Source organism: Phormidesmis sp. 146-20, assembly GCF_052939475.1.
In genome coordinates this window covers 38,612-61,276 of the sequence record NZ_JBJPHT010000035.1, presented here as the reverse complement: position 1 = coordinate 61,276, position 22,665 = coordinate 38,612, and the positions used below count along the sequence as shown (strand labels likewise).

Here is a 22,665-nt window from a genome sequence, read left to right as displayed (position 1 = left end):
CTCGATCGACCCACCCTTTTCATCCCTCATCCCTCATCCCTCATCCCTCATCCCTCATCATCGCCCCAACCATTCAGTCACAAGCTCCGGCTGATTTTTAGGTGCAAAGACCCGAACCGCATGATAGTTAACCTTCTCTCGCAGACGATAGACCTGCTTAATTGGGATATTCAAATCCTGCGCGATCGCCTCCTGAGTCTTGCCCTGCAAATAGAGTTTTAGCCACTCCGCCGCCAGAGGATCGACCCGCTCCGAGAGATAAGTTTCAAACTTCTGAGTCACCGACTGTCTGAGTTCTTGCTGTTCGGCTTGCGCTTGCGCGTCTTGATACTCAGAAACCGCCTGCCCATCCAGCAAACTCACCGACCCTTCAGACTCATCGGGCGCAATCTCTTCAGACACCAGACGAATAAAGTCCGCCGCCGGAACCTGAGTCATCCCGCCTCGCTGCGATCGCCGCAGATAATTCACAAATCGGTAAACCAAAAGTGGCTGATTGCGAATCGGACGCAGACAATACTCCTCAGTCGTCGCCAAAACCAGCGCATTCCGCAAACGGGGATCGCTCGTGCATTTTGCGATCCAGTTAATCTGCTGCTGCATATATTTGTCGTTTTGCAGCAATTCTTGAATCACCTCTTGCAGCACATCCACCACGCTACGCTGACGATCGCGAGACAGCGCAATCCACGTCCGAATCTTGTTGCGAATCAAAAACAGACTGCTCAACCGTTGAATCAGCCCCTTGTAAGCGCGTTCGGGCCCAGCTTCGAGATATCGCTGCTGCAAAATTCGATAGCGGTAATCCATTGCTTGTTTGGCAACCTCAAGCTGCGTAGGAAGCAGATTCTCAAATCGAGCCTGATCTTCACCCAAAAGCCACTGAATGATCGCTTCGTGAGTAGGGCGACCGTGCTTAGAAAGGTCACTTTGCAAGTGGAGTCGCCATCTGTCAGCCAGTTCTTCTGCAATTACCATGAGACTGCCGTCCTCAATGCCCTGTTATAGAGAGTTTGCCTTATGTGCCAGGTCGAAATCACTTACCCATTCGGGTAACACTGGGGAGATGGATTCGATCGCTGACTGCCAAGTTTCTTAAAAGCACCTAACGTTAAAGTCTGATTACCAAAGCTTTAAGCATTGAAACTCAAAGTATAAAACGTTCTTCAGAGTTTGTTCTCAACTTAATAAAATTGATAAAACGCTGACTTTTGCCCGCGCCACAATCCAGAACATTCAAGACTGCTCGTGACTGCCTTCAAGGGATGCAGATAAAGACGCTGCGATGCGCTGTAAGGTTTCTGTGAGGCGATTGAGGCGATCGAGCGTGTCATCCTGATTAACCGACAAAGTTTGCACGGCATCGCTCAAAGCAAAAAGCTGATAGCCCTGCTGCTCAACTTGATTAGACAGGTCATCTACCCGCTCGGCCAGGCTTTCGATCGTTTCGGTGGTCATTAACACGGTTTCTCCTAGCTGCTGCACGATAAATTCCATGCGATTGGGCTGACTCTCCACACCTTGACCCCTTTTCTGCGTTCAACACGGTTCATAGTCTAAGGCAAACTGGAGCCTACAAAAATTATTCGGGCGATCTTCCCTGAAATATGCACATGCCATTGGAAGAGTAGTCTATTCGGAATGAATTCTCCAAATGGTGGAGTTACTTTCATCCTTTTGACGCTTGACACGGGGAACCTAAACCCGATCGCTTTCTTTTTGCCACGAGAGAGGCTAAATTCTGTTTTCTTCGATTCGGAAAAGTCCTCCGCAGAAAATGAGTGATCTTTCAGCATATTCACGGAAATACCACTACTCTTCATCAAATCTTTACAAAAACAAGGAATCGTGAAGCCCGCAACAAGATTTGAGCAAGTGTGTCGAGTAAGACTGTTAGCAGATAGGGGTTTCAGCGTATAGTCGTACGTATATCTACGGAACTATTCTCAGTGTTTTCGCGGTTCCAGTAATCGGTTCGGAATCATGACACAAACTGCATTCTACTCAACGGGCGCTAATTCAATTCGGTCAGGGGACACGTTTCAGATTCCTCATCAATCGAGCTACTCACTGGTCAAGCGGGCGATCGACCTGGTGGGCAGTCTTGTTGGGTTGACGATTTTGGCAGTTGTGTTTGTCCCGATCGCGCTGGCAATTCGCTTTGATAGCTCCGGGCCAATCTTCTATAGTCAAGAACGCCACGGGCTGATGGGCAAGCCTTTTCAGATCTACAAGTTTCGATCGATGGTAGACGATGCTGAGTCACTCAAGTCTCAAGTCGAGAATGAGGCAGATGGGCTAATCTTCAAAAACCAGTCTGATCCACGGGTGACCAGAGTTGGGCGCTTTTTGCGACGCACCAGCCTCGATGAAATTCCTCAATTTTGGAACGTCCTGCTCGGCGAAATGAGCTTAGTCGGGACTCGTCCACCCACCTCAGACGAAGTATCTCGCTACAGCGACCATCATTGGCAACGGCTCAACGTCAAGCCCGGACTGACAGGCGAGTGGCAGGTAAATGGTCGATCGACCGTCAAAGACTTTGAGCAAATCGTTGCCCTTGATCTGCGCTATCAGGCACTTTGGACACCGATGTACGACCTCGTTCTCATCTTCAAAACCATCTATGTGATCTTTGCCAGAGTGGGAGCCTTCTAAATTGTGTGAGTTCGATGAAGTTTTTTGCTTCGGTATTCACGGCTTCTACCCCCCAATCTGCCAATTCTAGCGGCTTCCAGACAAGATTTTTGGTGAAAAGTCTCTCACGGGTGGGTTAGAGATTCTTCCTAGATTGATGGTCAAAGCAACGAACTTTATCGAATTTATGTTCCCTAGAATTGGGGGAATTGAGGGGATTTTGCAAGATGGGTAACTTGTTTGGCAGAAATCTCCTTAACGCGATCGAGAAGGAGAATTGCAACACCAGCCGTTCTCCCTCCCAATTGATGATTCTCTAGGCGTGCCGCTTTTGGTGCCATTGCCAGGCGTGGGTGAGAATTTTGTGCAAGTCAGCATATTCAGGCGACCATCCCAACACGGTGCGGGCTTTTTCACCACTGCCAACCAGAGCGGGCGGATCACCAGGGCGACGATCGTGTTCCACAGCCACAATGTCTTTACCCGTGACCTGACGCGCCGTTTCGATCACTTCTTTGACCGAAAAACCGCTGCCATTGCCCAAATTAAACACATCGCTCTGACCACCTTTGAGCAGATATTCCAACCCCAAAACGTGGGCCTGGGCGAGATCATTGACGTGAATATAGTCGCGAATGCAAGTTCCATCGGGCGTGGGGTAGTCAGTGCCAAAGATCGCGATCGACTCCAGCTTACCCAGAGCCGCCATCAGCACCAGCGGGATCAAGTGAGTTTCGGGCTGGTGGTCTTCTCCCAATCGTCCTTGAGGATCAGCCCCCGCCGCATTAAAGTAGCGAAAGCTAACGGATTTGAAATCGTAGGCTTGATCAAAATCTTTGAGGATGCGCTCTACCATCAACTTGGTTGCGCCGTAGGGATTGATCGGATCTTGAGGGTGATCTTCTGGAATCGGGACGATCGTCGGCACCCCATAGGTCGCACAGGTCGAAGAAAAGACAAACTGCTTAATGGAGGCGGCGACCATCGCTTCTAAGAGGGTCAGCGTCCCAGTGACGTTGTTGCGGTAATACTTGCCGGGAGTCGTAACAGACTCACCCACATAGGCGTAGGCCGCAAAGTGCATCACAGCCCCGATCGCATGATCTACAAAGACCTGATCCAGCAGGGCCCGATCGTTCGTATCCCCAACCACTAGCTCGGTCTGGAGAACCTTTTCGACAATATCGCGATGACCATACACCAGGTTGTCTAACACAACAACGGGATAGCCTGCCTGCTGGAGCGCTAACACGGCATGAGACCCAATGTACCCGGCTCCCCCGGTGACTAAGATGGTTGGCTTTTCTGACGGCACACTCATTCCTCTCAACTTGGACTATTGGGCAACTAACGATCGATTCAGATGATCGTCGCAACACTCAGGACAAAAGAGTGATTAAATTTCCCTTCGACAGCCAGCATCTAGCGCGGGGAAATGTCTGCGAGGCGGGCGATCGTCCTGACTTTTATTCTAGTTATCCCATCGCTTTACTTGCCAAACAGTTCTTTGGAGAGCAGAAAGAAAATTACGACAAATACAACCCCTGCCAAAATTAGTTCCATTGGTTTTACCTCCTAAACACCATCCCTTGAGACTGTTGATCGGCTCGGCGATCGAGTTAAATCATCTTGCATTTTCGCCGACGACGATCGTGTGACTCGCTGATTTTGCAAGGAACTTTACTTTTTGAATTGACTTTGAAGAAATTCAGGCGCGATCGCACAAAAATTGAGTGACAAACTGAAAAACTTCTGTACAATCCTAGTCTTGATGGGGTTAGATTTCCAGCGATTTTCCCGCGAATTTTTGATCCTTTTCTAAAAGATTAGCCGTCACATAGATTTTCCCAAATCGAACGTCCGAATCCAGGCTCAAAGGTTTATCTAAAGTCTCCCGTTCAATTCGCTTTTGTAATGGTTTAATGAGTGAGTCCAAAAGCCAGGTGACGGTCATCACCCCAGGACACTAAGGAATTACAGCATGGTTTTATTGGTAACAGATGTATTTGTCCTCTTAACCCAGGTTCTGCTCTGGGTCGTCGTCGGGCTGTTTGCTTGGTACGTTTTGCTGAGGGCACTACCCAGGGTGTTTTTAGGTGGGTTAGTTCTTTTGCTGCTGCTGGGTGTCGCGGCACTTACCTTTTATCGAGGATCGCCCGAACAGGGACTATTGGGAGACATTTGGCGAATTATCGCCGTCCCCTTTAGCCCGATCGGACTCATTCTAATTCTTCTACTGATTGCTTTTTCGCAGGTCTTTCGCGGCAAGGGGTTGACCAAAACGGGGATCAACCTGGTACGAATTGCCGTTCCGCTGCTGCTGATTTTGAGCATTCCAGCGGTGTCTTACTTTCTGGCCCAGCGAGCCGAATCGGAGGCCCTTGAGATCACTCGTCCCGCTCCGACGGAGGCTCTGGGGGGCGGCAGACGGGTAATTGTGGTCTTGGCTCAAGATACGACTCGCCTTCAGCTTCGTCCGCGTACCCAGCCGATTCCCGATCAAGCCCTTCCTCGAACCACCCAGGCCCCTTTGATTCCACCGCCTGAGCCACTCAATGAAAGCACGTTTGGAATTTTGGCGAGTCAGCCGATTCAGTTGACCGAGCGAGGAAACCGTCTGACTTATGCAGGTCAGCTTTACGCCGAAGAACGGGCCCGCGGCACGGCTCCTCTAATCGTGGTCACGGCTGGAGAAACGGCCCGCGAACGCAAAGAGGGTGACACGCGAGAAAACACGTCTGAAGCGAGAGCAGCCAGCACCTATCTGCAAAATCGATTTGGCATTCCTGAAGGCGACATCATTGAGGAGAGCCAGAGTCCGACGGTACATGACAGCGCTGAGAATGTTCGAGAGTTGCTGCGATCGCGAAACATTAGTTTTGGCAATCAACTGATCGTGGTGACTTCGGCGATCGAGATGACCCGCTCTGCGCTGACGTTTTCTAGAGAGTTTGCCAACGCTGGGACAAATGGTGCAGATGTCACGATCATTCCTCGTCCGACTGATTTTTATACGCTCCCACCGCGAGATGCTCTTCGCCAGCGTCTTCGAGGTCGAGATCTGATTGAGCGAGGGTTCCGTCTCAGCGATCTGTTACCCAGCACCGACGCTTTTGCCCTCAGTTCTAGAGTCGTTGGCGAGTACGTCAACTCAATTTATTACTTCTTGCGCGGCTGGATTAGGCCTGTGAGAACGCTTTAGAAGGGGAGGAGGGAGGAGGGAAGAGGGAAGAGGGAAGAGGGAGGAGGGAGGAGGGAGAACTTTATTCTGCTTCGTGAGAGATGAAATGGGCCAGTCTGCAAATCCTTCTGCGATTTTCCGATCGTTTCTTGTTCCTCAATAGCAGTCAAACAAGAAATCAGGAAGGCAAATGCTCCGGAGTGAGCAAGAACAATTCTTTCCTCCCTCCTCCCTCCTCCCTCTTCCCTCTTCCTCATCCCTCCTCTGCCGGATAGCGCTACGATGAGAAGTCGATCGCTCATTAAATCATCATGGCAAAGTCGCAGCTTAAGAAACTAGGGGTCTATTTGCGTCCTCATTGGCGAGATACGACGCTGGGCATTGTGGCACTGCTGGTGGTGAATGGGATTGGGGTGTACATTCCTTTGCTGATTCGAGATGGGATCGATGAGTTAGGGGTGACCTTTAGCTTCGATCAAGTTCTCCTCTATGGGGCGCTGGTGTTGGGGCTGGCCTCGGTGATGTGGGTCGTGCGGATGACTTCGCGGGTGCTGCTATTTGGGGTGGGGCGACAGGTTGAATTTGACCTCAAACAAAGGATTTTTAATCACTTACTGCATTTAGAACCTGCCTATTTTGGGGTGAATACGATCGGGGATCTGATCAATCGGGCGACCAGCGATGTGGATAACATTCGGCGGCTGCTGGGATTTGCGGTCTTGAGTTTGGCGAATACATTTTTTGCGTATAGTTTGACGCTGCCTGCGATGATGCGGATTAATCCCAGATTGAGTTTGCTGGCGATTTCGGTGTATCCGTTTATGTTGATTTTGGTGAATTTGTTTAGCAATAAGCTGCGAAATCAACAGCTAGCAGTGCAAGAAGAACTCTCGACCATGAGCGAGATGATCCAGGAAGATATGAGCGGCATGGCGCTGATCAAAATCTATGCTCAAGAAGAAAACGAGCGGGGTGCCTTTCGTCAACTCAATCGACAGTTGTTGGATGCAAACCTGGAATTGGCTTTGACCAGAAATATTCTGTTTCCGATTTTGCAAGTGTTAGCCGGGGGAAGTGGGCTGATTCTCCTGTGGTTTGGGGGCAGCGCGATCGAGCAGGGCGTGATTTCGGTCGGAGATTTCATTGCACTGTTGCTCTATGTCGAGCGGTTGGCATTTCCGACAGCGCTGCTCGGCTTCACGATTACGGCGTATCAGCGCGGAGAAGTGAGTATCGATCGTATTGAGTCCATTCTCACGGTGGAATCCAAGATTAAAGACAAGCCGGATGCGATTTCATTACCCTTGTCCCAAGTTAAAGGCCGATTGACGGCTCACGATCTCACGTTTGTCTATCCCACTGCTTTACCCGAAAAGGCTGTTCCAGCCCTGGATCACGTCAATTTTGAGATTGAGCCTGGCGAAACGGTGGCGATCGTCGGTGCGATCGGCTCTGGTAAATCTACGTTAGCGAATGCGTTGCCGCGTCTGTTGGAGATTTCACCGGGTCAGCTTTTGATCGATGGGTATGATATTACAACGCTGAGAATTGAGGATTTGCGAAGCGCGATCGCTTATGTGCCTCAAGAGAGCTTTTTGTTTAGCACGTCGATCAAGAACAATATTCGATATGGCAGTCCGTTTGCCGAACAGTCGGCGGTGGAGTTGGCAGCGATCCAGGCTCAGATCCATGATGAGATTCTCAACTTTCCGCAGCAGTACGAGACGATCGTCGGTGAGCGGGGCATTACTCTTTCAGGCGGACAGCGGCAACGAACGGCTCTGGCGCGGGCCCTACTCGTCGATAGTCCGATTTTGATTTTGGATGATGCGCTGTCGAGTGTAGACAACCAAACGGCGACTAAAATTCTTAGAAATCTTTCAGAAGGAACGGCCCGCAAAACCGTCGTATTTATTTCTCACCAACTGTCTGCGGCAGCAATGACCGATCGCATTTTTGTCATGGATCAGGGGCGAATTGTGCAATCTGGAACCCACGCTGCCCTGATTGAAATAGACGGACTGTATCGATCGCTCTGGAACCAAAACAAACTCGAAGAAGCGCTGAAGTAAAGAGGTGAATTCGACCAAGTTTGTTCGCCGCGTTGTTGACGGCTTCTGCCCCCCAACCCCCCAATTTTGGGAGACTTTCAGACAAGATTTTGGGTTCAAAGTCCCTCACTCGTGGGGGATTTAGGGGCTGCCTGGATTTGTGACTGGAGCGAGGAGATTCATTGAGTTCGTGTTGAATTAGCGGAGCGATCGAATCGTATCCATCACGACTTGAGCCACGCGATCGATTTCCTCAAGGGTATTAAATCGACCGATCCCAAACCGAATTGACGCATAGGCTAACTGATTCGACAATCCCAGCGCCGTCAGAACGTGAGAGGGTTCGATTTTTGCCGAGGTGCAGGCTGACCCCGAAGACACCGCGACGACTGGCTGCAATCCTAATAACAATGCTTGCCCGTCTACGCCTTCGACACTGAGGTTGAGGTTTCCGGCGAGGCGTTGGGTGGGGTGTCCGTTGAGATGAATGCCGTCTAGCTGACTGAGGGTTTGCCAGAGGCGATCGCGCAGTCCTAAAATGCGTTCTGACTCGGCTGGCATCGTTGCAATAGCTAACTCGACTGCTTTGGCAAATCCGACGATTTGAGGGGGATACAGGGTGCCCGATCGCAGACCTCTTTCTTGTCCGCCGCCGTGCATTTGAGCCGCAAGCTGGACTCGTGGATTTCGTCGTCGCACATAGAGCGCACCGATGCCTTTGGGCGCATAAACTTTGTGCCCCGTTAGCGACATCAGATCAATCTTCATCGTCTCGACATTAAGGGGAATTTTGCCGATCGCTTGCGCTGCGTCTGTGTGGAATAGAACCTGATGTTGACGACAAATCGCGCCAATTTTTTCTAAAGGTTGTAGTACCCCAATCTCATTATTAGCAGCCATGATCGAGACGAGAATGGTGTCCGATCGAAGCGACTTTTCTAACCGATCTAAATCTAATAGTCCATCTGATTGGACGGGTAAAACTGTGACTTCAAAGCCTAAAGATCCTAGATAATGACAGGGATCAAGCACTGCATGATGTTCAGTTTCCGCTGTGATAATGTGTCGCCCCTGACCAAAATAGGCTTCTGCAATACCTTTGATGGCTAAATTATTCGCCTCGGTTGCGCCACTGGTAAAAATGATTTCTTCGGGTGTTGCATGGATCGAATTGGCTATCTGAATGCGCGATCGTTTCACACTTTCTTCGGCTTCCCATCCATACGCATGACCCACACTTGCCGGGTTACCAAACTGCTCGGTAAAGTAAGGCAACATCGCAGATAAAACGCTTGGATCGACGGGCGTAGTCGCGTGACAATCGAGATAAATGGGGCGTTGCATCGATCTTATGGATTGAGCCATTCTAGTTTCTAGGGTGCGACGCTTCTGGTGTCATCAGGTATCAATTATCAAACCTATTTTTTAGGCAGTCGTCGCGCCGTGTAAAACTCCTTAATTGGACGAAAATTGGACGAGTCACTAGGTACGACATCGTACTGAACTCGACTCACAGGAACTTTATTATGAGAACAAGGTTAATTTGAACCGCGATAGTGACGACTAGTTTCTTGTGACTATTACAGGTTTCAGCATAAAAACATCTACCGATCGTTACAACTGATTGTATTCTAAACAACCCTCTCAAAAAATGCTTCGCTGGATTATTCACCTAATGTTACAAGGATTATTAGGAGTGACGTACTATTCTTTGGCGCTTGATGGTTTGAGAATTCTGGTGGTTGACCATGATGAAGATTCTAGAGACTTGTTAATAACGTTGTTTTTAGGATATGGCATCACAACTTTGACAGCAGACTCCGCCAAAAAAGCCCTGGAAATTGTCGAAAGAGACAAGCCTGACTTGCTAATTAGTGAATTGTTGTTGCCCTACGAGGATGGGTATTCGTTGGTGGCAACCTTGAAAGCTAGAGTGCCAGAGATGCCGACGATCGCTTTGACGGTTTGTGCCAGCGATCAAGATCGAGATCAGGCACTTGCTGCGGGCTTTTATGATTATTTGATCAAGCCATTTGATTTTGAAAAGTTACTGAGTACGATCGCTTTTCTGATGCCTCAGTTTGCATATGTCTTAGATGTATCTTAGGCAATGGGCAACTTTCTGATCAACGTCTTCCTTCAAAAGGGGGCTAAGAAAAAGTTGCACATTGCCTTATTTTCTTAAAGAGCATTGAAGAAAGAACCTTGAAGAATTGAGACGGTATTCAGATGATATAGAACGATGACTGCAACTCTGCCCATAGTCGCCAATTGTGTAGTTGTTTTGTTCATATTAAGTTTCTCTGACGATCGGCGTGGGTCAGTTAATTTTTTCTACTCTTGCGGTAATGTTTAGTAATCAATAGAATCAGTTCGTTTTGGATGCAAAGCAACTCAGAACCTACTTTTGATGGCTGTTTTATCCAGGCAACAATTTGGTAGTTTGAAGAACATTGCGCCAGAGCATTGCCTCCTGAATTCGTTCTCAAAAACTGCCCCAAAAAATGTTCTGAAAAGGCTTTTATGACTCCTCAAAATCAAATATTAGCCGCTCTGTCACCTCAGATTTATGAAGAGCTTGCACCCTTTCTTCGGCAAGTTTGGCTAGAGCAAGGAAAGCGACTTCATGACCCAGGAGAACCGATCGAGGCGGTTTACTTTCCGATCGATTGTGCTTGCTCAATTACACTCACCATGAGCGATGGCATTACGACCGTAGAAACGGCGATCATGGGCTATCGAGATATGTTGGGAGTCAATGTGCTGATGGCAAAACAAGTCACGACTAGAACGACTTATCTAGTGCAAATTTCAGGTAATGCCTTCAAGCTGGATGCTCAGACACTACGGCAACTATGTGAGCGATATCCAGAACTGCGCGATCAATTGCTCAACTACACACAGGCTTTTATTGCTCAACTCTCTCAAAATGTGGCTTGCAATCGCGCTCATACGTTAGATCAACGGTTTGCCCGTTGGCTACTCGAAGCCCAGGATCGGGTTAAATCCAATGAGTTTCGACTAACGCAAGACTTTATTGCAGAAATGCTGGGAGTCCGTCGGGCAGGGGTGACGGTAGCTGCCAACAAATATCAAGATCTGGGTCTAATTTCTTATCGACGCGGTGTGATCGAAATTCGAGATCAACAACGACTCGAAGCAATGTCTTGTGAATGTTTTAAAGCAATTAAAGCTGAATACGATCGCTTACTCGGTGCAGGGTGATGAGAAGTTCGACCATCGATTAACTCTGCTGTATGCAGCCCAGAATATCTATACCATACCTAGCTAAATGGGTGGTTTCAAAAAGATTGACTCAAGTAATAATGGGGTTCATTGGTGTGAGGTTGAAAAACGCGCGTTGCTGGAGGGATGAATCTGTGGGAAGTGTCCATCTTTTCGCCCCCTAAATCCCCCAAAAATAGGGGACTTTGAACATTAGGTTTCCCGCCGCTTTGGGGCAATTCATCCCCTGATTCAGCAACGCCGAAAAACGCAACGAATCACTCAACTAAGCGGAAGTCGAACGTTATGATGAATCACCTACTCAGAGTCAAAACTTTAATGGTTGCGATTGCGCTGTCACTCAGCATGTTCTTGGCAATTCCCAGTCTGGCTCAGGCAGCGACGACGGTCACGCTCGATGGTACAAAAGATGTGGTGAATGTGATGACCGTTTATCCCACCACTTCAAAAACTCAAGACCAGGTTTTCTCGCAGGTTTCTAAAGAAGAGAAAGCATCATTTTCAAAGGTTCCTGGCTTTCAAGACTCCTCTATCCTCAAAGCGCAAGATGGTTCTCAAGTGATTGCTTTATCTCAGTGGAAAGGCAAGGATTTGTCGAGCTTTCAGTCTTATGCATCCGAACATGTTCTCAACATTGCAGCAGGCGGAAAACCTCAAACCTTTGCTTGCCAAGTGCAACATACCGAAACGCGATCTGCTTCCTCGCCCAACTTTAATCAGGGGGATGTGATTATGTTCAGTCAATTCAAGATGAAGCCGAGTCAGAGTCAATCTGATTTAGCGATGATTATCAGTCAAGAAATGCCTGGTGTGTTAGAAATGACACCCGGATTGCAGTGGGCCGCCATGTGTCCTAGCACTGACAAATCGACGATCGCGCTGCTTGCTCAATGGAAGAGTCGCGACGATTTTGAGTCTCTCGGTCAGCAACCGGGCTTTGACAAAGAAACCAACTACTGGCAAACCTACGCCAACAATGAACATGGGCTATATGACGTAGCGCAGATCGTTCGCTAAAGTAGACGCTCAAGTAGCATGCGATCGACTGGTTGCCAAAACAGGTCGATCGCTAAATAATTGAATGATCTGGAGTCGGAAAGCTCTTTTTAGGAATATCCTCAAACGCTTCGTCTGCAAAGCTCGAAAATGCCCATTCAATGTGAGCACAAAGTCCATCCAAATCAGGAAACAGACTTGCTGAATTCACATCCAAACGATCTAACTGAAAGCGAATATTTGCAAATTCATCAAATGGAATGATGAGTTTTGTGAGACGAGGTTTGTATGTGGGATCGTCTTCTAATGAGATAAACTTCTCTTGTTCCATATCAAAATAATGGGCAGTAAACCAGCCTGCTTGCGCTCGAATCCGAGAAGCAACCTTCTTGCCTCTGAGCAAATAACTCCGATCAATGCAAGTCGGGTCTGCCTGCTTTGAGGGAATCGCATAATCGTCGCTCTCTGGATGAAATAACCAGATGACACCAGATTCAGTCTCAACGGGGGGCTTGCAGACGCAAAACCAGAGAGACGCTAGAGGATTAACGCTCCAGTCCAACAATCTTGTGGCGAGTCCGTGGTGCTGCATAATTGACAGCCAATCCCAATCGTTATCAGGATGCTGCTCAAGCAACGGGAGGCTTCTTAGCTTAAAAACCTCGATGATTTCTCGCTCTGCCTGAAGAATAGGTAAGTAAGTTGTCAGACGAGCAATTTTGGGTAATAGAGCGCGATCGCGCCGTTGACCCCGATAAAGCGCACGTTTTCCACGATTGATCTCTGCAAGACAATCAATGTACTCGGTAACCGTATGAATAACAACTTCTTGCATATGTTCTTCTCATTAAGATGTTCAGAGCAGAGAACTCGCATAAAGATCATAGCTCCAGTAATGATTTTATGAAACAGAAATTGTTAGAAGTGCAAGGAACGCAATGTTAACCGGACAGAGCCTTATGGTTTGAGAATTTTGAGGATGGGATGGTTAATGAAATCGCACGATCGCTTCAAGATTCGATGCTCTTGGTATAGAAAGCATATTGATCAGTGTTTACTAACTTTTAGGTCGATCGTCGTCCAAAAACTTTGAGCATATTTTGACTAGAACTTAGGGCACGATCGGTTAGTGCTTTGCGGTCTGCGGGACTAAACTTTGTAGTGATTTTGTTGTAGCCAGGTGCAACTTTGCCAACTTCTACTTCAGCGATCAAACGCCCGTCTCTAAACATCTGCGCCTCTCCTCGCCCCGTATCTCTAAAGGCAAATAGCTTTCCACTATAAAAGTAAGCCGTTGGCCCATTTTCGCCCTCTGGCCCTTGCATACTAACTCTGGTGGGCAAGTCTTCTATGAGACAGAGTTGATATTCCAATCCTTGAAAGGTGCGCTTTTGGGGCTTACAGGCTTCGTCGATAAAACGAGTGTAGCGATCGAAGGTTTCTTGGTGGGTTTTGGCGGTGGCGCTAGTGGGATGGGCACTGACTCTTGTCTGAACGGGTGACATGGCAACTCCAGAAGTCAAACAAAGAACGCCCGTCAACAGCAAAATTAGATCGAATCGCTTGAGCATACGGGTAAACGCATAATTTTCTTTCCCAAGCCTAGGACATTTGCGACTCTAGCTTTTAAGTAAAATTACTTTGATCTCTCTCTAATTTAACGTCAATTCAATGAAGTTTTTTCGCTTCGATATTTTGCACTTCTGCTACCCAAGCTGCCAATTCAGGAGGACTTTTAGACAAGATTTTGGGTTCAAAGTCCCTCACTCATAGGGGATTTAGGAGGCTGGATTAATAACCGCGGCGAAAGATCTACATTGAATTCACGTTAATCAACTTCTACACCTAGAACGATTTTTTGCGAATAAAACCACCCGCCAGACCTCGGTTAGGATTGGCAAACTCAACCTCTTGCATATCGGTAAAAGTACAAGGAATCTTGGCCGCCCAACAATGCATATTGTCTTCAGGATAGAAATAAACAATGCCATTAGCCTGCTTTTCTACCACAGGAATATCCTTCATTCGTAGTGGTAAAAGCAATTGAGGATAAGAATATCCGACAACCACTAATACAACAGTTGCCGAAAACAAATTGAATACTAAATCATGCGATCGTATCAACGATTCCAAAAACTTTAGGAAATGAAGAATACGATCAAACTGTCTCATAAAAACAACCGCCATTGACAACGCTAACAAAAGCGCTACGTATGGCAAATTAAATCGAAAAAATGGAGAAGTCAACATCAGAAAGGTAATTCCTAAAACGCCGATCGCGGCTACCCAAATTTCACCTCGAAGCTTCGTCGCCTGAGTCACGATCACATAAACCGCCGCCCCCAGAGCCAGCACAATCAATGCCGCTGTGATCTTTTCGGTCGTTGATGTATTAAACCATTGCCCAATTGACCATATCCAGGGATTGACCCCCGATGGCGGCGACCCATACCAGGTTGTCCAGCCATGTGTATTAGCGGCCGTCTGCTGCACTGCTTGAGAAGTCGGCGACCAGGGCAGATCAACGCAAAGCACCGCCGCCGGATAAAGCGGACAGCCCGACGTAAGAATCCCAGAAATCAGCATCGGAGACAACAGCAACAAAACGACTGCCCCGCCCCTGACAATCCTTCTCAAATTGACACCGGGATGAAAGACAAAAAACAGACTGGACATCACAACTAAAGGCAGCGCTGTCAGCTTAATTGTGAATGCCCCCGTGGCCAAAATCAGAGGAATCACCCGATCGCGTCGAGTTGCTCGTAAGGAATCATTCATCTCGTTGGCGACCAGAGTCGATCGAGACACCACCAACATCGACCAGCCAACAATGCCGACTAGAAAGGCGACGGGCAGATCGGGTGAAGGAGAAACCAAAATTTGTGACATCGGAACTAGCCAAATTGTGATCGGCAGCATGATCAATGCAAACGCGATCGCAAACAAATCGCTCAACCTTGCACCCATGAGGCTCTGTCTGAGGCAAATCAAAGCCTGCAACACTGCGATCAACAGCACAAAGCCATTCGTCACGGCACTCACCCGCGCATCAAAGATTTGAGCATTCAACGGAGCCGCCAGCGCAAACCACGACGACGTAAACCCCAGATTGGTAAAGAGCAGCGACAATCCTGGCACCGTTCCATATTCAGCAAGCCACTGAATCAGCCCGTAGTGATAGTAGCCCGTGTCATGCCAAACCACCTGTCCAGTAGTGAGCGCAGCCACGAGGAGCGCCAATCCCAAAACCCCAATCATCACCCGATGCGGCACCCTGGCCCAAACCGCAGCCAGTTCCTCTCGTGTTTGTTGCCATTCTAGAGACGCAGCACTCAGCCCGATCGCCACCACACCTCCGACCAATGGAGACAGCGGCAAAATCAGAGAGGTCGCGAGTAGCGCGATCGACAACATCACCAACCCCAACCAGGCTGACACAATGAGGCGATCGCCCGTCCGATCAAATCCGTTGTTGGGCAGTTTGTTGAGCAAGGCAGTGCCGATCGGGCAGCAGACGACAAATAAAATCAGCCAGACGACGATGAAGTAGAGCATGGGAGGGAGGAGGGAGGAGGGAGGAGAGAGGAGGGAGGGATGAGATATTTTGTAAAGGGATGTGCCCTGGTTACCCTGAATCTTTTGGGCTGGGAGTTGTCCTCACATCATTCACCATTTGCAGATCGATTCTGCATTCATCTTTCGCAGGGGTTGTCTATTATTCCGCATTCCGCAGATCTCATGTTCTGTCTACCGCACTAACAATTTTGCTGGTTGCTCCTTTTCATAGGTAAACTCTTCGTAATAGGAGCGTTCTGTGTTGACTTCCCAGAGGTCGTGATGTTCACCAAACAGATTTCTCACCGCCAAAAGCCCCGTCAACATGGAGTGATCTTGATTGTTGTAGCGGTGCATTCCATTGCGTCCCGTGGTTTGTAGATTCTCGATCGTCTCCAAAAAGCCTTGAATCACCTTGAGGTGTTGGCGATAGTCGCGATCGTAGACTGGGTAGGCTTTGGGCTGACGCAAAACGACTCCATCTTCGACCTCGTTGGCGTTGGCGAGTCCCAGTTTTACCAGTTCACAGGTAGCCAGATCTAGTAGCTCGGTGTCTGACATTTTCCACAAGTCGTCGCCATCGTTGCAAAAATACTCCATGCCCAGACAGGTTTTGCTGGCATCGGGCACCATCGCCGGACTCCAATTTTTGAAGTTTTGAATGCGTCCGACATTGACATCGGGACTGTGAATATAAATCCAATTGTCAGGAAACAAATGGGGGCGATCGACAATCAGCGAGACAATCATAAACGCCCGATAATTGAGCGCGTTGGCAGCTTGCAGCACTTCATTAGGGGGCGGAGGATCGAGCCGTTGAATCAGCGCAGAAATCGGCATACTCGAAATAAAGTGATCACCCGAAAGCTCGATCGTTGCTCCATTTTGTCGGACTGTGACGCTTTGGATGCGATTGCCTTCTCGCTTAAGTTGAGTCACGCCAGCATCTAAACTGACTTCTCCGCCCTGCTCTTCTACGGCGGCTTGAAAGCGCTCCCACATCATGCCAGGGCCCAAAATCGGATAGTCAAACTCTTTGATCAGCGTTTTGGTATGGTTGGTTTTGAACAAGGCATTGATCACGGCCGTCATCAGTGACAGTCCTTTAATGCGTTGGGCGGCCCAATCTGCCTGAATCTTATTACAAGGAATTCCCCAAACCTTCTCGGTGTAAGTCTTAAAGAAGGTGAGAAACAGCCGTCGCCCAAAGCGATTGGTCACCCAGTCTTCTAGCGTTTCTTCTTGGGGACAGGGAAAAATTTTGATTTTGAGATAGCTCAAGACAATCCGCACACTTTCTACAATGCCGAGTTTGAATAGGGTGTCTGAAATCTCTAAAGGGTAGTTAAAGAAGCGATCGCGGTAATAGATGCGAGAGAGGCGGGGCACCTTGATAAAGTCGTCTCCCATGACTTCTTGCCACAGTTTTTGCACCACTTCTACTTTGGTAAAAAAGCGATGTCCTCCAATGTCAAAGCGGTATCCTTTGTAGGTTTCAGTTCGGGCAATGCCACCCACTTGATTAGACTTTTCTAGAACGATCGGCTGAACGCCCCGTTTTACTAACTCATAAGCGGCCGTCAGCCCAGCGGGGCCCGCACCAATAATCACCACTGGATGATGTTTCACCTAAAACCTCAAATCGTTGTTGAAATGTAGAATAAAGCGCTGATTCAGAATCTAATAAACTCATGGGTTTATCCTCGTCCTGACAGAGAAACTCTCTGATTTGAAATCGAGCCGATCAGTTGGGGGGGCGCGATTTGGGGTTGGAATTTGAATTGGAGGGAACCGATCGCAAAGGCTAACCCGCTATACCCAAAATAGAGCCAGTGCCAGGGGATCGCTTGTAGCGCAAATTTCATGCCTCGCTCATGATAAAAAAATCGGTATACAGACGCATTCAATCCAATCAGCGTCAAGGCACAAAGGGCCGTTAGCATCAGGGCACTCGACCACCCGCAGGCAAGGATGAGGGAAAGCACTAAGCCATACACTGAAACTACACTAATGCGGCTAGAAGTTTGCAGGTTGAGGTCGTTGATAAACTTGCCGTCTCGCCAGATCAATCGCGTCCAGGGTAAGGCTCGATCGTAGAAATCAGCTTTGAGCAACGATCGCACTCCCCAGCGTTTGAGATGTTTGACCTGTACCTGTTTGCTGAGACGGATTCGATAGCCTGCGCGTTTGAGTCGATAGCCTAGTTCAATATCTTCGATCGACGGTTTGTGATAGCTTTCATCAAAGCCCCCGATCGCCAAAAAGACCGGCCGCCGAATCGCTCCACAAGCGCCCCAAAACGTAGAAGCTTCTTCGCTGGCAGTCTGGTGAGTGTAGTGATGCAACAGATTTTTGTATTGCGATAAGAAGTTGGATGCGCCCGGTAAATCGTCGTAAGAACCAATCAGAGCGGCACGATCGGGGTAGTGGTCAAATTCACGAATCACCTGTAACAGCGTGTCGGGTCGGATAGCCACATCAGCATCCATAAAAAATAGCAGTTCACCTTTGGCGGTCAGTGCCCCGACGTTTCGAGCATGTGCTGGCCCGCGATTGATGGGCAGTCTAATCACGGTTGCCCCAAATGTTTTGGCAACTTGCCAGGAGTCGTCCGTCCCGGCATCATCGACGACGATAATTTCTGTTGTGGGTGGGGCGCATTGACTAAGACTAGAGAGACATTTGCGAAACGCTTCCCCGCCGTTGTAGACCGGGATAACGATCGAGATCGAGGGTGAGAGTCCAGGAAAATCCATTATGGTCAGTGAGAAGCGTTCGTTGAGTATCTAGGGGGTATGGTATTCGACGCGCCTGAGTCATGGTATTTACAGACAACATCTTTGTAGAGTCTTCTAACTGATCCGTATTTTTTTGTTGAATAAAAAGATACCATGAACCTGAGATGCGGAAAGCACCTAAAGCTGACTCTGATGGCACAGTCGGGTTTTCTACAAGTTAGTCAGTTACACTTTATGAAAGCTTTATATTGTCTTGAGGAATCCACAGAGGAGTCGATCGCTGATCTGACGGGACTTGAGCGCGGATTTAGAGGGGGAACCAAAAGACCTGCTTTTGAGGAAGGGTTGAGCTTGAATGCGGGGCGTGTCAAAGACAACAGTCAAATGAAGGACGCTAAATCGCTCCGTCCGCAAAATGACTAAAGTTTTAATTAACCGATCGTCATCTCGAACCATTCGAGCTAGGATTTGTCCAACGTGTGAAATGTGACATCCCGATGTGAAGAGCCAATCCGCAACTGCCCTGTCTTTACCGCTTGTCTCAGTGATTGTTCCGGCATACAATGCGGCGGCTTTTATTGAGAGAACCTTGACCTCAATTCTGACTCAAACTTATCAGAATCTAGAAGTGATTGTGGTCGATGATGGCTCTCAAGATAGCACCGCTGAAATCGTCGATCGCCTCTCTAAAACCGATGAACGAATTCTCTTAGTCAAGCAGCAAAATGCAGGCGTTGCGGCGGCTCGAAATCGGGCAATTCAACTAGCCAAAGGGGAACTAATCGCCCCGATCGATGCGGATGATCTCTGGTATCCTCACAATTTAGAAAAGCAGGTTCAATGCTTATTAGCGTCTCCTAAATCGGTGGGCTTGGTTTATAGCTGGTCGATCGATATTGATGAGCAAGATCAGCAAACGGGAGGATTTCACGCCGCGAAAATTGAGGGGAATGTTTTTCAAACGCTGCTGTGTCACAACTTTTTGGGAAATGCTAGCGCCACGTTGATTAAAGCAGGCTGTTTTGAGAAAGTGGGCGGCTACAATTGTCAGCTAAAAGCACAAAATGCCCAAGGTTGTGAAGATTGGGATTTGTATTTGAGAATTGCTGAAGGATATGAATTTCGAGCCGTCCCTGAGTTTTTAGTCGGTTATCGTAAGATTCGGCAAAGTATGTCCTGTGACTATTCTTGTATGGCCCGATCGCACACTTTAATGCTGCAATCTATTCGAGAAAAACATTTAGAAATCCCCAACTTTTTATATTCATTATCGAGTAGTAGTCTCTACTTATATTTCGCTCATCAAAGTTCTGATTGGGGAGACGATCGTACAACCTTGTTCTGGCTTTTTGAAGCGGTTAGAGTTGATCGAGTTACTCCATTTTTACGAGTGGGATACTATCAATTATTAATAAAAAGCTGGTTCGGATTCTCTCGTCCTCATCGACAAGCTGCTTCAAGCAACCGAAATAGAGCCAAAGTGTTTCTCAAAGTGCTTGTGGGAAATGGTTTGCAAACGCTGCTTTCACGAGTGGGGCAAACTGGACGATCGACATTATCCGAACATTCTTCTTAAGGTGCTGCCCTTCATGACTTCTGCACTCACCCCGATTAAAGTTGTCGAGATTGAATTGGGACAGCCGATCGCTGCCTTTGATCAACTACACGGCTATGTCAGGCTTCAGGCATTGGTAAGACTGTATGGGACTGCGATCGGATGGATTAACGTTCCGATTAGCAATCATCAATGTTCAGCCGATTACCTTGAGCAACAGATTCTAGAACAGCATTGTGATTCAATTATTCAACAGCTTCTATTCAATCAATTATTGAAAGGATTACCTGAAAAACTACAGTTTGATGATCTACTCAAATTTCCGCCAATCAGCCAACAGAAAGCTTTACCGTCTGTCACCGTTGCAATTTGTACGCGCGATCGCACCTCTGATCTCAATCTTTGCCTCACTTCACTTTGCCAATTAGACTATCCCAACCTGGATTTATTGGTCATCGACAACGCACCCAGCAGTGACGCAACTGAGAAATTAGTGCAAACTTATCCCCGCGTTCGCTACGTGTGTGAGCCGCGTCTGGGACGAGACTGGGCCAGCAATCGAGCCATTCTAGAAGCAACCGGAGACATTTTGGCTTACACCGACGACGATACGGTGGTCGATCGCAACTGGGTAAAATCACTCGCTCAAGTGTTTGTCGAAAATCCTGAAGTGATGGCGGTGACGGGGTTGGTCGTGCCTTATGAGTTAGAAACCGACGCTCAAGTTTTGTTTGAGATGAATGGCGGATTTGGGCGAGGATTTCGGCGACGGTGGTGGCGAGTCGGCCGAGGGCAACCCATGCACTGGACGCAACTGGGAACGGGCAACTTGGGCACCGGGGCAAACATGGCTTATCGGCGCAGTGTGTTTGACGAGATTGGCTATTTTGATCCTGCTTTGGATGTGGGCACGGTGACGAATGGAGCAGGTGATCTGGAGATGTTTTTTCGCATTCTCAAAGAAGGTCATACGCTGGTTTATGAACCCAGTGCGATCGTGCGTCACCGACATCGACGAGACTATGCCCAACTGCGAACTCAACTCGCTCACAACGGTAGTGTTTATGCGTTTTTTGTGCGAACGGCGATCGTCTATCCCGAAACGACGCTTTCTCTGATTCGTCTAGGGTTGTCGTGGTTGTGGTCGGGTCATTTGCGTCCGTTGATGTTGTCCTGGTTGAGTCCGACTCGATTTCCGCGTGACTTGATTGTGGCTCAACTTTGGGGTTGTCTGACGAGTTTAGACAAGTATCCAAAATCTAAAAAGATTGCTGATGAGATTGCTAAAAAGTATGGAAAATCACCCAGCGATCGAGTCAAACAGTCCACACCTATTCAAAAAGAAGTCACCGATAAAATTGCAGTTCGTGCAATTGAAATTACACAGCCTTTAGAACCGATTTACAACGTTACAGAAGTTGGTAAAGTCCGCGTCTTTGTCATGAAACAGGGATCACCTTTGGGACAAGTTGATATTACAAATGACTATCAACCGATTAGCGTGATGCGATTGGGAACTGAAATCGTAGAGACATTGAGTTCAAAATTATGGAGTTCAAAATTATGGAGTTCAAAATTATGGGAATCTGATCGCGTTCCCTCTGCAACACTCCCCACGCATGTATCAGTCTCGATCGTGATTGGCACCTACGATCGCCCGGATGATTTGCGTCACTGTCTCCAAAGTTTGGTGTCTCAGACGTTTGTGCGATCGGTCGAAATCATCGTGGTCGATAATCACCCAGCATCGGGATTGACAACGGCGATCGTGAGCCAATTCCCCACGGTGCGCTTGATTGAGGAACCTCGTCAAGGAGTCGCCTACGCCCGCAATGCTGGAATTGTTGCCAGTCAAGGAGAGATTATTGTCACGATCGATGATGATGTCACGCTGTCGATCGACTGGCTCGAAAAACTCATTGCTCCCTTTGCGCGCGCCGATGTGATGACCGTGACGGGAAACATTTTGCCCCTGGAACTAGACACCCGCCCCCAACAGCTTTTTGAACACTACGGCAACGGCGGACTCGGACGCGGATTTGAGCGCTTTGAAGTCAACGGCGACTGGTTTGAGCGATCGCCCTTTCACGCCGTCCCCACCTGGGAATTAGGAGGCACTGCCAACGCCGCCTTTCGCGCCAGCATTTTTCGCCATCCCGCGATCGGACTCATGAACGAAACCCTCGGCCCCGGAATGCCTTCAGGAGTCGGAGAAGACATCTATCTGTTCTACAAAGTTCTCAAAGCAGGCTACACGATCGTCTACGAACCGACCGCCTACGTCTGGCACAAACACCGCCGCGAAATGTCTGCCCTGCGTCGTCAGCTATACAACTACAGCAAGGGGTTTGTCGCCTATCATTTGACCACCGTACTGTGCGATCGCGACCTCCGCGCTTTGGGCACCCTACTCATCTTCTTGCCGCTTTACTACCTCAAACGTCTGTTGCTCTGGCTCAAAGGAGATCGCTTTTACCCCCTGTCACTCATCTGGCTAGAAATCGCCGGAAACCTGGCTGGGCCGTGGTCACTCTGGCGATCGTGGCAGCGAGTCGATCAACAAGGACGCACCCAAGTTCACACAGCAGCTCCATCAATGAAAACAGTAGAAAAAAGGCAGACGTAACAGACCTCAGACAAACGGTCTTAAGAACCACGAATTCTTAAACTCCTCCGTCCTCCGTCCTCCGTCCTCCGTCCTCCCTC

19 protein-coding genes are annotated in these 22,665 nt (G+C 48.4%); 10 read left to right on the top strand and 9 right to left on the bottom strand.

Annotated features, from left to right (window positions below):
* Positions 1 to 57: 57 nt before the first annotated feature.
* Positions 58 to 978: a HetZ-related protein 2 gene (locus ACKFKH_RS22815; protein WP_446860657.1), complete on the bottom strand. Its 921-nt coding sequence runs from the start codon at positions 976 to 978 to the stop codon at positions 58 to 60.
* A 258-nt stretch (positions 979 to 1,236) separates the two neighbouring features.
* Positions 1,237 to 1,497, bottom strand: coding sequence for a hypothetical protein (locus ACKFKH_RS22810; protein ID WP_446860656.1), 261 nt, complete (start codon positions 1,495 to 1,497; stop codon positions 1,237 to 1,239).
* 486 nt (positions 1,498 to 1,983) lie between these two features.
* Here ACKFKH_RS22810 and ACKFKH_RS22805 point away from each other — a divergent pair, with 486 nt between their 5' ends.
* Entirely contained in the window at positions 1,984 to 2,658 is a 675-nt protein-coding gene (locus ACKFKH_RS22805; RefSeq protein ID WP_446860655.1) for a sugar transferase, read from the top strand.
* A 295-nt stretch (positions 2,659 to 2,953) separates the two neighbouring features.
* Here ACKFKH_RS22805 and galE read toward each other — a convergent pair whose 3' ends face one another.
* Positions 2,954 to 3,958 (bottom strand): UDP-glucose 4-epimerase GalE, encoded by a 1,005-nt coding sequence (galE, locus tag ACKFKH_RS22800; protein ID WP_446860654.1) that lies wholly within the window; start codon positions 3,956 to 3,958, stop codon positions 2,954 to 2,956.
* Between the two features lie 71 nt (positions 3,959 to 4,029).
* On the opposite strand from galE, the gene ACKFKH_RS22795 reads away from it, so the two are divergent.
* The 3 genes from ACKFKH_RS22795 to ACKFKH_RS22785 all read left to right on the top strand — a co-directional run bounded on the left by ACKFKH_RS22795 (position 4,030) and on the right by ACKFKH_RS22785 (position 7,890).
* Positions 4,030 to 4,194 (top strand): hypothetical protein, encoded by a 165-nt coding sequence (locus tag ACKFKH_RS22795; protein WP_446860653.1) that lies wholly within the window; start codon positions 4,030 to 4,032, stop codon positions 4,192 to 4,194.
* Positions 4,195 to 4,618: 424 nt separating this feature from the next.
* A complete protein-coding gene (locus tag ACKFKH_RS22790) occupies positions 4,619 to 5,839 on the top strand; it encodes a YdcF family protein (protein WP_446860652.1) in 1,221 nt (406 codons plus the stop codon).
* A gap of 290 nt (positions 5,840 to 6,129) precedes the next feature.
* Complete coding sequence (locus ACKFKH_RS22785; RefSeq protein WP_446860651.1) at positions 6,130 to 7,890, top strand: ABC transporter ATP-binding protein; 1,761 nt, start codon at positions 6,130 to 6,132, stop codon at positions 7,888 to 7,890.
* Between the two features lie 177 nt (positions 7,891 to 8,067).
* On the opposite strand, the gene ACKFKH_RS22780 is transcribed toward ACKFKH_RS22785, so the two are convergent.
* Entirely contained in the window at positions 8,068 to 9,213 is a 1,146-nt protein-coding gene (locus ACKFKH_RS22780) for a cysteine desulfurase family protein (RefSeq protein ID WP_446860650.1), read from the bottom strand.
* A 352-nt stretch (positions 9,214 to 9,565) separates the two neighbouring features.
* Here ACKFKH_RS22780 and ACKFKH_RS22775 point away from each other — a divergent pair, with 352 nt between their 5' ends.
* The 3 genes from ACKFKH_RS22775 to ACKFKH_RS22765 all read left to right on the top strand — a co-directional run bounded on the left by ACKFKH_RS22775 (position 9,566) and on the right by ACKFKH_RS22765 (position 12,132).
* Positions 9,566 to 9,976 (top strand): response regulator, encoded by a 411-nt coding sequence (locus ACKFKH_RS22775; RefSeq protein ID WP_446860649.1) that lies wholly within the window; start codon positions 9,566 to 9,568, stop codon positions 9,974 to 9,976.
* A 416-nt stretch (positions 9,977 to 10,392) separates the two neighbouring features.
* A complete protein-coding gene (locus ACKFKH_RS22770) occupies positions 10,393 to 11,094 on the top strand; it encodes a Crp/Fnr family transcriptional regulator (protein WP_446860648.1) in 702 nt (233 codons plus the stop codon).
* A gap of 306 nt (positions 11,095 to 11,400) precedes the next feature.
* Positions 11,401 to 12,132: a hypothetical protein gene (locus ACKFKH_RS22765; protein ID WP_446860647.1), complete on the top strand. Its 732-nt coding sequence runs from the start codon at positions 11,401 to 11,403 to the stop codon at positions 12,130 to 12,132.
* Between the two features lie 52 nt (positions 12,133 to 12,184).
* Here the strand turns inward: ACKFKH_RS22765 and ACKFKH_RS22760 are convergent, their stop codons facing one another.
* From ACKFKH_RS22760 to ACKFKH_RS22740, 5 genes are all read right to left on the bottom strand, one after another.
* Positions 12,185 to 12,946 (bottom strand): FRG domain-containing protein, encoded by a 762-nt coding sequence (locus tag ACKFKH_RS22760; RefSeq protein WP_446860646.1) that lies wholly within the window; start codon positions 12,944 to 12,946, stop codon positions 12,185 to 12,187.
* 229 nt (positions 12,947 to 13,175) lie between these two features.
* Positions 13,176 to 13,682, bottom strand: coding sequence for a hypothetical protein (locus tag ACKFKH_RS22755; RefSeq protein WP_446860645.1), 507 nt, complete (start codon positions 13,680 to 13,682; stop codon positions 13,176 to 13,178).
* A gap of 274 nt (positions 13,683 to 13,956) precedes the next feature.
* On the bottom strand, positions 13,957 to 15,666 hold the full coding sequence (locus ACKFKH_RS22750; RefSeq protein ID WP_446860644.1) for an LIC_10190 family membrane protein: 1,710 nt from the start codon (positions 15,664 to 15,666) through the stop codon (positions 13,957 to 13,959).
* A 192-nt stretch (positions 15,667 to 15,858) separates the two neighbouring features.
* On the bottom strand, positions 15,859 to 17,295 hold the full coding sequence (locus ACKFKH_RS22745) for an NAD(P)/FAD-dependent oxidoreductase (protein WP_446860643.1): 1,437 nt from the start codon (positions 17,293 to 17,295) through the stop codon (positions 15,859 to 15,861).
* Positions 17,296 to 17,363: 68 nt separating this feature from the next.
* Complete coding sequence (locus ACKFKH_RS22740) at positions 17,364 to 18,422, bottom strand: glycosyltransferase family 2 protein (protein WP_446860642.1); 1,059 nt, start codon at positions 18,420 to 18,422, stop codon at positions 17,364 to 17,366.
* 174 nt (positions 18,423 to 18,596) lie between these two features.
* Between ACKFKH_RS22740 and ACKFKH_RS22735 the strand changes: the two genes are divergently transcribed.
* The 3 genes from ACKFKH_RS22735 (at position 18,597) to ACKFKH_RS22725 (ending at position 22,585) form a co-directional block, all read left to right on the top strand.
* Positions 18,597 to 18,827 (top strand): hypothetical protein, encoded by a 231-nt coding sequence (locus ACKFKH_RS22735; protein WP_446860641.1) that lies wholly within the window; start codon positions 18,597 to 18,599, stop codon positions 18,825 to 18,827.
* 76 nt (positions 18,828 to 18,903) lie between these two features.
* A complete protein-coding gene (locus ACKFKH_RS22730) occupies positions 18,904 to 19,980 on the top strand; it encodes a glycosyltransferase family 2 protein (protein WP_446860640.1) in 1,077 nt (358 codons plus the stop codon).
* Between the two features lie 13 nt (positions 19,981 to 19,993).
* Complete coding sequence (locus tag ACKFKH_RS22725; protein WP_446860639.1) at positions 19,994 to 22,585, top strand: glycosyltransferase; 2,592 nt, start codon at positions 19,994 to 19,996, stop codon at positions 22,583 to 22,585.
* Positions 22,586 to 22,665 lie beyond the last annotated feature (80 nt).